10 protein-coding genes are annotated in these 13,009 nt (G+C 72.7%); all 10 read left to right on the top strand.

Annotation, left to right across the window (positions count from 1 at the left end; all coding sequences use genetic code 11):
* Positions 1 to 23 precede the first annotated feature (23 nt).
* Positions 24 to 329, top strand: coding sequence for a hypothetical protein (locus tag AC5RWQ_RS14325; protein ID WP_334494037.1), 306 nt, complete (start codon positions 24 to 26; stop codon positions 327 to 329).
* Positions 326 to 3,004: an alanine--tRNA ligase gene (gene alaS / locus AC5RWQ_RS14320; protein ID WP_494283214.1), complete on the top strand. Its 2,679-nt coding sequence runs from the start codon at positions 326 to 328 to the stop codon at positions 3,002 to 3,004. The genes AC5RWQ_RS14325 and alaS overlap by 4 nt, the downstream gene beginning before the upstream one ends.
* Before the next feature lie 69 nt (positions 3,005 to 3,073).
* Positions 3,074 to 3,535 (top strand): Holliday junction resolvase RuvX, encoded by a 462-nt coding sequence (gene ruvX / locus AC5RWQ_RS14315; protein ID WP_494283213.1) that lies wholly within the window; start codon positions 3,074 to 3,076, stop codon positions 3,533 to 3,535.
* Positions 3,532 to 4,737, top strand: coding sequence for an endolytic transglycosylase MltG (gene mltG, locus AC5RWQ_RS14310; protein ID WP_494283212.1), 1,206 nt, complete (start codon positions 3,532 to 3,534; stop codon positions 4,735 to 4,737). Before ruvX ends, mltG begins: the two co-directional genes overlap by 4 nt.
* A 45-nt stretch (positions 4,738 to 4,782) precedes the next feature.
* Positions 4,783 to 5,604, top strand: a complete 822-nt coding sequence (locus AC5RWQ_RS14305) for a shikimate dehydrogenase (protein ID WP_494283211.1) — start codon at positions 4,783 to 4,785, stop codon at positions 5,602 to 5,604.
* A 144-nt stretch (positions 5,605 to 5,748) separates the two neighbouring features.
* Positions 5,749 to 7,287, top strand: a complete 1,539-nt coding sequence (locus AC5RWQ_RS14300) for a family 16 glycosylhydrolase (protein WP_494283210.1) — start codon at positions 5,749 to 5,751, stop codon at positions 7,285 to 7,287.
* Between the two features lie 98 nt (positions 7,288 to 7,385).
* On the top strand, positions 7,386 to 8,639 hold the full coding sequence (locus tag AC5RWQ_RS14295; protein ID WP_494283408.1) for a hypothetical protein: 1,254 nt from the start codon (positions 7,386 to 7,388) through the stop codon (positions 8,637 to 8,639).
* Positions 8,640 to 8,990: 351 nt separating this feature from the next.
* On the top strand, positions 8,991 to 9,821 hold the full coding sequence (locus AC5RWQ_RS14290) for a phosphatase PAP2 family protein (protein WP_494283209.1): 831 nt from the start codon (positions 8,991 to 8,993) through the stop codon (positions 9,819 to 9,821).
* Between the two features lie 58 nt (positions 9,822 to 9,879).
* Positions 9,880 to 10,827: a glycosyltransferase gene (locus AC5RWQ_RS14285; RefSeq protein WP_494283208.1), complete on the top strand. Its 948-nt coding sequence runs from the start codon at positions 9,880 to 9,882 to the stop codon at positions 10,825 to 10,827.
* 221 nt (positions 10,828 to 11,048) lie between these two features.
* Positions 11,049 to 12,968, top strand: coding sequence for a hypothetical protein (locus AC5RWQ_RS14280; RefSeq protein ID WP_494283207.1), 1,920 nt, complete (start codon positions 11,049 to 11,051; stop codon positions 12,966 to 12,968).
* The last annotated feature ends 41 nt before the right edge of the window (positions 12,969 to 13,009 follow it).

Genomic DNA, 13,009 nt, shown 5'->3' with positions numbered 1-13,009 from the left:
CGGCGAGCAGGAGGAATGAGACCATGAGGCGACTGTTCTGGCTCGGCATCGGTCTGGCCGTGGGTGTGGTGGTGGTCCGCAAGGCCACCCGTACCGCTCAGGCGTACACCCCGGCCGGGATCGCCAGTGGGCTGTCCGAATCCGCTGGCGGCCTGGTGGAGTCGCTGCGTAGCTTCGTGGAGGACGTCCGGGTCGGGATGGCCGAGCGGGAGCAGGAGATCCACGAGGCGTTCGCCCGTGGCGAGGCGTTCGACGACCAGTTCGCCGAGCTGCGGGAGGACCCGCGCATCGGCGACCGAGAGATCTTTCCGGAGGAACACCAGCGATGAAGACGGCGGAGATCAAGCGGCGGTACCTCGCCCACTTCGAGGCGAACGGCCATGCCGTGGTGCCGTCCGCTCCGCTGCCCGCCATCAACGACCCGAACCTGCTGTTCGTCAACGCCGGCATGGTGCAGTTCGTCCCCTACTTCCTGGGGCAGCAGACCCCGCCGTACCGGCGGGCGGTCAGCGTGCAGAAGTGCATCCGTACGCCGGACATCGACGAGGTCGGCAAGACCAGCCGGCACGGCACGTTCTTCCAGATGAACGGCAACTTCTCCTTCGGTGACTACTTCAAGTCCGGGGCGATCCCGCTCGCCTGGGACCTGGTCACCAAGTCGGTCGCCGACGGCGGCTACGGGCTGGACCCGGAGCGGGTCTGGCCGACCGTCTACCTCGACGACGACGAGGCGTTCGAGATCTGGCGGTCGGTCGGCGTGCCGGCCGAGCGGATCGTGCGCCGCGGCAAGGCCGACAACTTCTGGTCGATGGGCATTCCCGGCCCGTGCGGCCCGTGCTCCGAGCTCTTCTACGACCGCGGCCCGGAGTACGGCCGCGAGGGTGGGCCGGCGGTCGACGAGGACCGCTACATGGAGTTCTGGAATCTCGTCTTCATGCAGTTCGAGCGGGGCCCGGGCACCGGCAAGGAGAGCTTCCCGATCCTGGGCGACCTGCCGGCGAAGAACATCGACACCGGCATGGGCCTGGAGCGGATGGCCTCCATCCTCCAAGGGGTCGACAACCTCTACGAGATCGACGAGGTCCGGCCGATCCTCGACCGGGCAGCCGAGCTGACCGGCAAGCGCTACGGCGCGCACTCCGGGCACGTGGCCAGCGAGTCGCACCCGGACGACGTGCGGCTGCGGGTGGTCGCCGACCACGTGCGGACCGCGCTGATGCTGATCGGCGACGGGGTCACCCCGAGCAACGAGGGTCGCGGGTACGTGCTGCGCCGGATCATGCGGCGGGCGATCCGGGCGGTGCGGCTGCTGGGCTGGCAGGAGCGGGCGCTGCCCGAGCTGCTGCCGGTGGCCCGGGACTGCATGTCCCCGTCGTACCCGGAGCTGGCCGAGGAGTTCGACCGGATCTCCCAGTACGCGTACGCCGAGGAGGAAGCCTTCCTCTCCACGCTGCGCGCCGGCACCACCATCCTGGACACCGCGATCGCCGAGACGAAGTCGGCCGGCAAGCCGGCGCTCTCCGGCGACAAGGCGTTCCAGCTGCACGACACGTACGGCTTCCCGATCGACCTGACCCTGGAGATCGCCGGCGAGCAGGGCCTGCAGGTGGACGCCGAGGGCTTCCGCCGGCTGATGGCCGACCAGCGCAACCGGGCCAAGGCCGACGCGCAGGCCCGCAAGACCGGCCACACCGACGTGTCGGCGTACCGGTCGGTGCTGGACGACGGCGGGGCGGTGGAGTTCACCGGCTACACCGAGCTGAACCGCGAGTCCCGGGTCCGGGCGCTGCTCTCCGGCGGCGCGGCGATCGGCGCGGCGGTCGAGGGCGACACGATCGAGCTGGTGCTGGACACCACCCCGTTCTACGCCGAGGGCGGTGGGCAGCAGCCGGACCAGGGCCTGATCACCGTGGGCGGCGGCCAGGTCGAGGTCTTCGACGTGCAGCAGCCGGTGCCCGGCCTGATCGTGCACCGGGCCAAGGTGCTGCGGGGCGAGGTGCGCGCCGGCGAGACCGGGTACGCCGAGATCGACGTGACCCGGCGCCGCGCCATCTCCCGCTCGCACACCGCGACCCACCTGGTGCACCAGACCATGCGCAACTTCCTCGGCGAGTCGGCGACCCAGGCCGGTTCGCTGAACGCGCCGGGCCGGCTCCGGTTCGACTTCAACACCCCGACCGGGGTCTCGCCGAGCGTGCTGCACGACGTGGAGCAGCAGGTCAACGAGGTGCTGCTGGCGGACCTGGAGGTGCACGCCTTCATCACCACGCAGGAGGAGGCCCGCCGGATCGGCGCGATGGCGCTCTTCGGCGAGAAGTACGGCGAGCGGGTCCGGGTCGTCGAGGTGGGCGACTACGCCCGGGAGCTGTGCGGCGGCACCCACGTGGCCCGCTCGGCGCAGCTGGGCCTGGTGAAGATCCTCTCCGAGGCGTCGGTGGGCTCCGGCGTACGCCGGATCGAGGCGCTGGTCGGCATGGACGCCTTCGGCTTCCTGGCCCGCGAGCACCTGCTGGTGTCCCGGCTGGCGGAGCTGTTCCGGGTGCCGGGCGACCAGGTCGCCGACCGGGTCGAGCAGACCGTGACCCAGTTGCGGGACGCGGAGAAGGAGCTGGAGAAGCTCCGCGCCCAGCTGGTGCTGGGCGGAGCGGCGGCGCTCGCCGGGCAGGCGAAGGACGTCAACGGGATCGCGTACGTCGGGACCGAGGCGCCGGAGGGCGCGGCCGGCAACGACGTGCGGACCCTCGCCCAGGAGATCCGCGGCAAGATCGACCCGGCGCGGCCGGCGGTGGTCGCGGTCGCGGCCCGGTCGAACGGCAAGGCGTCGCTGGTGGTGGCCGTGAACGCGGCGGCCCGGCTCCGCGGGCTGGCGGCCAACGACCTGGTCAAGGCGGCCTTCTCCGGCCGGGGCGGCGGCAGCCCGGACGTCGCGCAGGGCGGCGGCCTGCCTGCGGCGGAGGCGCCGAAGCTGCTGCTCACCGTCGAGAAGGCGATCGCCGAGGCGTGATCGTGCACGAGGGGAGCCAGGGCGGACCGGACCGGTCCGCCCTGGCCCGTTCCATCCGGGGAGTGACCCGTGGGTGACTTGACCAGGGGTGTCCGGCTCGGCGTGGACGTCGGCCAGGTTCGGGTCGGGGTGGCCCGGTCCGATCCGCACGGTGTGCTCGCCACCCCGCTGGTCACCCTCGCCCGGGACCTGACGGCGGCGCCCGACACGGTGCCGAGCGACATGGCGGAGCTCGCACACCTGATCGCGGAGCACGAAGCGGTCGAGGTGGTGGTGGGCCTTCCGGTCAACCTGGCCGGAAAACACGGCCCGGCGGCGCAGCATGTGACCGCGTATGTGAGCCGTTTGGCCGATGTAATAGCGCCGGTTCCGGTGACGCTCACCGACGAGAGGATGTCGACCGTCGTGGCGTCTCGTAGGCTGGCGGAGCGAGGCGTCCGGGGAAAGCGCCAACGCGCGGTGGTCGATCAGGCCGCCGCGGTCGAGATCCTGCAGAGCTGGCTAGACGCGCAGCGGAGGCGGACGGAATGATCGACGATTTGGACCTCGGGTTCGACGAGCCGGAGCGGGGTGAGAAGGGCCGGCACCGGCGTGGCTTCGTCGAGGGGCGCAACGGGAAGAAGAAGTCCGGCGGCGGCCGGGGCAAGACGGTCTTCGCCCTGTTCATGGCCCTGGTCCTGCTGGGCGGGATCGGCGGTGGCGCCTTCGTCGGCTTCGACCGGATCCGTAACCACTTCGTCACCCCCGACTACGACGGCGCCGGCAGCGGCCAGGCCCTGGTCGAGGTGAAGCAGGGCGCATTGATCGCCGACATCGGTGACGCGCTGGTCGCGGCGGACGTGGTGAAGAGCACCAAGGCCTTCATCGAGGCGGCCGAGGAGAACGCGCTGGCCAAGAACATCCAGCCCGGGTTCTACAAGTTGCGCAAGCAGATGAGCGCGGAGAAGGCGCTCACCATGATGCTGGACCGGAAGAACAAGGTCACCAACCAGGTGACGATTCCGGAGGGCCGCACCGCCAAGAACGTCTACAAGATCCTCTCGGACAAGACCAAGATCCCGGTCAAGGAGTTCGAGGCGGCGGCGAAGGACCCCGAGGCGCTGGGCGTGCCGGCCTTCTGGTTCAACCGCAAGGACGGCAAGAAGGTCACCAAGTCGATCGAGGGCTTCCTCTACCCGGACACCTACGAGATGCCGCCGAACGCGACCGCCGAGGGCATCCTGAAGGACATGGTGGCCAACTTCCTCACCGTGACGACTGAGCTGAAGTTCGTCGAGACCGTGGAGGCCAACCTCGGCGGGGTCAGCCCGTACGAGGCGTTGATCGTCGCGTCGCTCGCGCAGGCCGAGGCGGGTAACAAGGACGACCTGGGCAAGGTCGCCCGGGTGGCCTACAACCGGGTGTACAAGGACTTCCCCTGCAACTGCCTGGAGATGGACGTCACGGTCAACTACTACCTGGAGCTGACCGGCCAGAAGACCAAGACGTCCGCGCAGATGACCGCCTCCGAGCTCGACAACCCGAAGAACCCGTACAACCGGAAGCTGAAGGGTCTGCCGCCCACGCCGATCGACAACCCCGGCAAGCAGGCGATGCAGGGCTCGATGGACCCGCCGGACGGCAAGTGGTTCTACTTCGTGGCCATCGACAAGCAGGGTCACTCCGCCTTCGCGGAGACGTACGCGGAGCAGCAGCGTAACGAGGCCAAGGCGAGGGAAGCCGGCATCATCTGACCCCCCGGCTGGCTCGGGTCGGAAGTCGTGGGACGGGGGAGTGACGTGACGGTGCACCGGGCCGCGGTGGTCGGCAAGCCGATCGCGCACTCCCTCTCCCCGGTGATCCACCACGCCGGCTACGCCGCCGCCGGGCTGACCGGCTGGTCGTACACCCGGATCGAGTGCGCGGCGGCGGAGCTGGCGGAGCTGGTCGCCGGCCTGGGCCCGGAGTGGGTCGGCCTGTCGGTCACCATGCCCGGCAAGGAGGCCGCGCTCGCGGTGGCCGACCGCGCCTCGCCGGTCGCCGCCGCCGTCGGCGCCGCCAACACGCTGGTACGACGTCCCGGCGGCGTCTGGTACGCGGACAACACCGACGTCGTCGGCATGGTCGAGGTGCTCACCAACGCCGGGGTGACGCCGGGCGCCCGGGTCACCGTGCTCGGCGCGGGTGGCACCGCCCGGGCCGCGCTGGCCGCCTGCGCCCGGCTCGGCACCGGCCCGGTCACGGTGGTGGCCCGCCGGGAGGCCGCGGTGAACGAGCTGCGCCCGGTGGCGACGGCGGTCGGGGTGGAGCTGGCCGCTGCGCCGTGGGACCGGGCCACGGCGTACCTGGACACCGACGTGGTCATCTCGACGGTGCCGAAGGGGGTGGCCGACCAGTTGGCCCACCGGGCCCACTGGGGACCGTCCACCGTTCTCTTCGACGCCCTCTACGACCCGTGGCCGACCCCGCTGGCCGCGTCCGCCCTCGCCGCCCGGCTCCGGGTGGCCTCCGGGCTCGACCTGCTGCTGGCCCAGGCGATCGACCAGTTCCAGCAGTTCACCGGGGTGCCCGCGCCGGTCCATGCGATGCGCGAGGCGCTGGCCGGGGCGGCCCGCCGGTAGCGCCCGGCGTCAGCCCGCGCCCGCGGCGGCGTCACTCTTATGCTTTGGTTAAGTCATCTCGTCGTGTGGGTTTTGTCCGAACGGCGTGCGCAAAGCGTCGATACGCTGCGGCGGGTAATCACCGCCGACACAGGGAGTGTTTCCTTGACCAGGCACGGACTCCACCGCGCCGCGCCGGCCGTCGGTGCCCGCCGCAAGGCCGTCGTCCTGAGCGTCCTCAGTGCCGGTGTGGTCGCCGGGGTGGTGGCCAGCATGATGCCGCTGGTCGCGGCCGAGGTGTCACCGATCGTGGTCACCGCCGCCGCCGACACCACCGCCACCCAGGTACCGCAGGACGGTGACAACGGCGTGAAGACCACGCTGGCCAGTTGCCCGCGGCTCTGCGACGGCAACGGCAACGGCCAGCGCGACGCGCTGATCGAGTTCACCGTGCGGGGCCTGCCCGCCGACGCCCGCGACGTCCGGGCGAGCCTGCGGGTGTACGCCTGGCAGCCGTTCTCCTCCCGGGTGCGGGCGCACACCGCGCAGGGCACCGCCGCCGGGGCGGGCGCCTGGACCTCCCGGCCCGCCCTCGGCCCGGCGCTCGCCGCCGTCGACCGGGTGAGTCAGGGCTTCAACACCTGGGACGTCACCGGCGCGGTCACCGGCAACGGCCGGGTCACCTTCGCCCTCACCCAGGAGAACTGGAACAGCCGCATCTACTGGGCGTCGAAGGAGAACACCCGCACCACCATCCGGCCCCAGCTGGTGCTGAACTACAGCCGGGGCGGCGACGCGCCGGTCCGGCCCCCGGCCAGCTCCACGCAGGCGCCGACGACGCCCGCCGCACCGCCGCCATCGGCGCCGCTGCCGTCACCGACCCGGACGATCGCGCCCAGCCCGACGCGCACCGCCACCACCGCGCCGCCGCCTCCACCGACCACCACCCCGCCCGCCCCGACGTCGACCGTCGCGCCGGGCGACCAGGTGCCCGGCTGGCGGCTGGTCTGGTCCGACGAGTTCAGCGGGCCGCAGGTCGACCTGTCCCGGTGGAACCTGCGCGACAACGAGGGACGCGACATCGACAGCGGCTGCAACGTCGACGACGCCGACAACACCTTCACCTCCGGCGGCGTGCTCACCCTGCGGGCGCAACGGGAGACCGCGGTGTGCAGCTCGCAGACCCGCCAGTACACCCAGAGCTACCTGGACACCATCGGCAAGGCCTCGTTCCAGTACGGCCGCTTCGAGATGCGGGCCCAGTCGCCCAACGGGCCGACCGACTCACGGGGGCTCTGGCCGGCGTTCTGGCTGCGCCCGGACGACGGCGGCAATGGCGAGATCGACGTGGTGGAGCTGCCCGGCGGCAGCGACTTCTACCGAGCCGCCACCCAGGGCATCTTCTACGACTACACCCCGGTGAAGCAGGACCAGCGGTGGTACTTGCCGAACGGTGGCTACCCCGGTGACGGCTTCCACACGTACACCACCGAGTGGGAGCCGGGCGTGATCCGCTGGTACGTCGACGGGCGGCAGGTCTGGCAGCGCGACCGCAGCACCACGCCGTGGTTCGACGAGGCCTTCAACAAGCCGTTCAACATCCGGCTGAACTTCCAGGTCGGCGGCTGGCTCGGCGACCCGGACGCGGCCACCCGCTTCCCGGCCGACTTCAAGGTGGACTACGTCCGCGTCTGGCAACGCTGAGGAGACCGGCACGCCGCCCGGTGGGCTCCGGCCCGCCGGGCGGCGGCTTGCCCGCTGCACCTATCGTGTCCGCCAACGCGGCCCGGGCGGCGGGCGGGATGGGGGACGGCATGACGACGGCAGCGGATCCGCGGACCCGGTCCGACGGCCTGGGCTGGGTGAGCCGGGCCATCTTCGGCGACCCGCGACTCCGCCTCGACGTCTCCGCCGCGCCGGCCCCCGCGCCCGCCGGTCACCGGGTCGCCGCCCGGTACGCCGTGGTGCCCTCGGTCCACCGGGCGAAGTTCCTGCTGCCGCTCGCCTCGCGCCGGGTGGGGGCGGCGTCGACCCTGGCGTACAACGCGCTGCGGCCGCCCCGGGTCCGGGCCAACCGGCTCGCGGTGGGCCTGCTCGCCTCCGCCGGCGCCACCGGCCTGGCCCGGATGCCCGTGCTCACCGTCGCCGTGCCGACCGACGTGGACCCCGCCGAGCTGCTGCTGGCCGAGCGGATCAGCCAGGTCGAGGGCCGCCGGCTGCACGCCGCCATTGGCATCCGTCCACCGGACCCGCACCACAAGCCGACGTTGCAGCTCTTCGACGACCGGGGCGCCGCGCGGGCGTACGCGAAGATCGGCTGGAACGACGCGACCAGGGCGATGGTCGGCGCGGAGGCCGACGCGCTGCGGGACCTGCCCCGCGACGGCGGTGACTTCCCCGAGGTGCCGGGCCTGCTGCGTGAACTCACCTGGGCGAACCTCCGGGTGACCCTGGTCGAGCCGATGCCGGCCCGGGTCCGCCGGTTGCGCCACCCGCAGCGGCCCCGGGTGGCCGCGATGCTGGCGGTGGCCCGGCGCGGTGGCCCGGCCCAGGCCCCCCGGCCACTGCGTGACTCACCCTTCCTGGCCGACCTGACCGCCCGCGCCGCCCGGGCCGGCGGGGCGGTCGACGCCGCGCTGGCCGCGCTCGTCGACCGGGACGGCGCGACGACCATGGAGTTCGGACACTGGCACGGCGACTGGGTGCCGTGGAACCTCGGCACCCACCGGGGTCGGCTGGTCGCCTGGGACTGGGAGAACAGCGGCACCGACCGGCCGGTCGGCTTCGACCTGGCCCACCAGGGGTTCCAGTGCGCGCTGTCGCTGGACGGCCGGCCCGCCGGCGAGGCGACCACGGCGATGATCGACCTGCTGGAGCGGCACGGCGCGGCCTTCGGGCTCGACCCGGCCCGTCGCCGGCTCGTCGCCGACGCGTACCTGGTCGAGCTCTGGCTGCGCACCGCGGAACTCGCCGCCGGTGGGGGTGGCTGGAGCGACAAGCTGCACCCCGCCCTGCTGCACGTGCTGGCCGACCGGTTGACCCTGCCGGTCCGCTGACCGGTCCCGCCGACCCGCCGTCCGGGTCGGCGCCCGTCCCGGCGGGAGGGACGGCTGTCGGCCTGCCGACCCGGAAAAGCGGGGAAAAGCCGCAGGACGGGCCTCGCGGCTACCGCTCACGCGCGGCGGTCCACTAGGGTGTCAACACTCGATCACCATCTGCCGTCGACGGCGGGGTCGATCCGGTCCGGGACGGCGTGGGGCCCCTCCGGGTCGTGGAGTGCGGGGCAGGTCCGGCCGAGCGCCGGCGGCAGGGGGACCAATGACATCGGCAGGCGTCACGCGACGGCCCGCGGCCGGGTCGGCGTACGCCGCCGTGCCCGCGGCCCGACCCCAAGGCGGTGCCCGCCGGTGACCCTCATCTACGTGCTCGGCGTGCTCGCCGTGCTGGTGCCGGTGGTCCTCGTCCCGGTGGCGGCCACCCGCTGGGCGCCGCGGGTGCGCTCCGGCCGGGCCGCCGGGCGGCTCCGCGCCGCCGTCGCCGGGCTCACCGACGCGCTGGGCCGGCCCGGCGCCGCGGCCGTCGCGCTGCTGGCCGGGGCGGCGGCGGTCGTCGCGATCTGCTGGCCGCTCGGCGAGGCGCTGTCCCGCCTCGAACCGCACGTCGACCACCCGGTCTTCGACTACGTGCACGCCCGCCGGGTGACCGGCTGGGCCGAGGTGACCTCGTTCGTCACCGCGATGGGGGATCGGTACCCGCTCAAGTGGGTCACCGTGGTCGCCGCGCTCGCCTTCGCCGTCGCCTGGCGCCGCCGGCGCTGGTGGATCCCGCTGGTGGCGATGCCGATGCAGTTCGTCGTCGAGCAGTACACCCAGGAGATCCTGGCCACGGTCGTCGACCGTGGACACCCGCCGACGGACCTCGGCACCTACCCGTCCGGGGGCTGCGCCCGGGTGCTGCTCACCTTCGGCACCATCGCGCTGCTCGCCGGGCTCACCTGGCGCATCCCGCGCGGCGGCCGGATCGCCCTCGCGACGGTGGTGGCCCTGCTCGCCACCGTCGAGGGCTACACCCGCATCTACGCCGAGAAGCACTGGCTGACCGACGTGATCGGCGGCTGGATCTTCGGCCCCCTGCTGCTCGCCGTGGTGGCGCTGGCCGTGGTCACCGCCGACGGCCGGCTCGGCCCGTCGGGGCGGACACCCGCGCCGGCCCGGGAGAGCGTCATGACCGGCGGCTGACCCGGCCCTGGCGCGATCCCGCACCGGCCACCCCTCGACACGGAAGACGGGCAACGACGTGACCACCCTTCTCGTCGCCTCCACCGGTGGACACCTCGCCGAGCTGTACGACCTGGCACCCCGGCTCGGCGTGCAGGACGACTGCGTCTGGGCCACCTTCGACTCGCCGCAGAGCCGGTCCCTGCTGGACGGCCACGAGGTCCTCCACGTCCCGCCGGCGACCACCCGGGACGCCGTCGGCGCGCTGCGCGACCTGGTGGCGGCCCGCCGGGTGCTGCGCGGCGGTCGGTTCCGCCAGGTGATCAGCACCGGGGCCAGCGTGGCGATGTCGTTCTTCCTGCCGGCCGCCCGGCACGGGCTGGCCTGCCACTACATCGAGAGCGCCACCCGGACCGAGGGACCGTCGCTGACCGGCCGGCTGGTCGCGCGCGTGCCGAGGACCCGGCTCTACACCCAGTACCCCGGCTGGGCCGGGGGGCGCTGGCGCTACGGCGGCTCCATCTTCGACGGGTACCGGGCCACCCGGACGACCGGGCCCCGGCCGGTGCGCCGGATCGTGGTGGCGCTCGGCACCCACGAGCGCTTCGGCTTCCCCCGGCTGCTCGACCGTCTGGTCGACGTGCTGCCGCCCGAGGCGGAGGTGCTCTGGCAGGTCGGGTCCACGCGCATCGACCGGATGCCGGCCGGTGCCCGCCGCCAGGTCCCGTACGCGGAGATGCAGCAGGCGATGCGGGAGGCCGACGTGGTCGTCACGCACGCCGGGGTGGGTTCGGCGCTGGCCGCGATGCGGGCCGGCCGGCGGGCGATCTACGTGCCGCGCCGCCGGCGGCACGGCGAGCACGTCGACGACCACCAGGTGGAGATGGCCCGGGAACTGGACCGGCGGGGACTGGTCCTGGCTCGGGAGGCGGACGCCGTCACGGCCGAGGATCTGGCGGAGGCGGCAACGTGGACGGTCGCCGCGACCGGTACGGTCACCCCGTTCCGGTGGATGGACGCGTCGTGACGTCCGGGTGGACGGTACCCCCGGTCGCAGGGTCCACCGGTCGACGAAATCCTCGTCCGCCGCGAGCCGTCCGGACACGACCCGTACGGGTCGACCGGACCGAGGCGCCGACCGAGCGGACCGGTCGGTTGATGGTGCGAAATGTCCGTGCACAGCAAGCTACGCCTGATCTCACTTCGTCATTGGGGGCGCCAGTGCTTCTCAGAACGTCGTCTCGACCGGTGTGGAGGCGGTGGCTCGTCGCGCTCACCGCGCCGGTGCTCGCCGCGGGTCTCCTCGCCGCGCCCGCCCGCGCGGAGGGGCTCCAGCCGGTCGCCAGCACCCTGACCTCCGCGAACCCGGCGGACAACATCCCGCACGCGCAGAACGGCGACACCAAGGCGTTCGCCGAGATCGGGAACACCGTCTACGTCGGCGGCACCTTCACCTCGGTGAAGGCCGCCGCGGACGCGAGCTGGACGGCTCGCAACTACCTCTTCGCGTACGACAGGACGACCGGCGCGCTGAAGACCAGCTTCACCCCGGCGCTGGACGGCGCGGTGCACGCGCTCGCCGCCAGCCCCGACGGCAAGCTCATCGTCGGCGGCGCCTTCGGGACCGTGAACGGGGTGAGCCGCAAGAACCTCGTCGAGCTCGACCCGGCCACCGGCGCGACGGTCGCCGGCTGGGCCGGCCGCAGCGACGGCGGCCTGGTCCGGCGGACCATCGTGGTCGGCAGCAAGCTCTACATCGCGGGCGCCTTCCACTGGGTCAACGGCACCCAGCACTCGCTGCTCGCCCGGCTCGACGCCACCACCGGCGCGATCGACCCCACCTTCCAGGTCGACGCCAGCGTCGCCCGGGACAGCACCGAGCTGGTCTGGGGCCTGGCCGTGGCGCCCGACGAGAAGACCCTGGTGGCGGTGGGCAACTTCACCCAGGTCAACGGGCAGCCCCGCAACCAGGTGGTGGTCGTCGACCTCGCCGGCACGCCGGCGGTCGCCGACTGGAGCACCCAGCGCTACGTGGCGCCCTGCTACAACTGGGCGTTCCCGTTCTACGCCCGCGACGTCGACTTCTCCGACGACGGCAGCTACTTCGTCATCATCGCCGACGGCGGCCGGGGCGACGGGGCGTACTGCGACGCGGCGGCCCGGTTCGAGACCTCGGCCCGCGGCGCGGCGATCGACGCCACCTGGGTCAACTACACCGGCACCGACTCGGTGACCTCGGTCGAGGTGGCCGACAACGTGGTCTACGTCGGCGGTCACTTCCGCTGGCTCAACAACGCCAACGGCAACGACTCCGCCGGGTCCGGCGCGATCAACCGGTTCGGCCTGGGTGCGCTCGACCCGATCAACGGACTGCCGCTGAACTGGAACCCGACCCGCTCCGGCGCCCCGTCGGGGACCACCGCCTGGGGTGCGATCATGTGGGAGCTGTGGCGCGGCAGCAACGGCCTGCTCGCCGGCTTCGACTCCGACGGCCTGGGCAATGAGTACCACGGCCGGATGGGCCTGTTCCCGCTGGCCGGCGGCCGGACGGCGCCGGCGGTCAACGCCCCGACGGCGGCCTCGGGCTACCTCTACCTGGGCACCGCCAGCGGCCAGGCCACCAAGGTCTCCTTCAACGGCACCTCGGTGGGCGCCCCGGTCGCCTCCAGCCAGCCGAACCTCACCTCGGCCGGTGCGTCCTTCTCGGTCGGCAACAAGCTCTACTGGGCGAAGACCGACGCCACCGCGCCGAACGGCAGCTACCTGGACGTGTCGATCTTCTCGGCCGGCTCGGTGGGCGCGCCGTGGATCAGCAGCGGCTACAACAACTGGTTCAACCCGGCCGCGATGAGCGGGGCGTTCTACCTCGACGGCCGGATGTACTACACCAAGGCCGGCACGAACAAGCTCTTCTACCGTTACCTGGAGCCGGACGGCTACATCGTCGGCTGCACCGAGTTCACGCTGCCCAGCGCGGATCTCGCCTGGGGCAACGTGCGGGGCATGACCTGGGTCAACGGCAAGATCGTGTACGGCAACACGGACGGCTCGCTGCGCGCGGTCCCGTTCGACGAGGAGGCCGTCGACGGCACCGCCTCGGTCCAGGTCGCGGCGGCCACCGCCGACGTGAACTGGTCGAGCAAGACGCTCTTCTTCGCCACCTCCTGATCCGTACCCGTGCGGGCGGTCCGCCGGTGTCCCCGTGACAC

It is taken from the genome of Micromonospora sp. BS32 (assembly GCF_059089345.1).
Note: the sequence above shows the minus strand (reverse complement) of the source record. Positions and strands in the feature narration are given on the sequence as shown.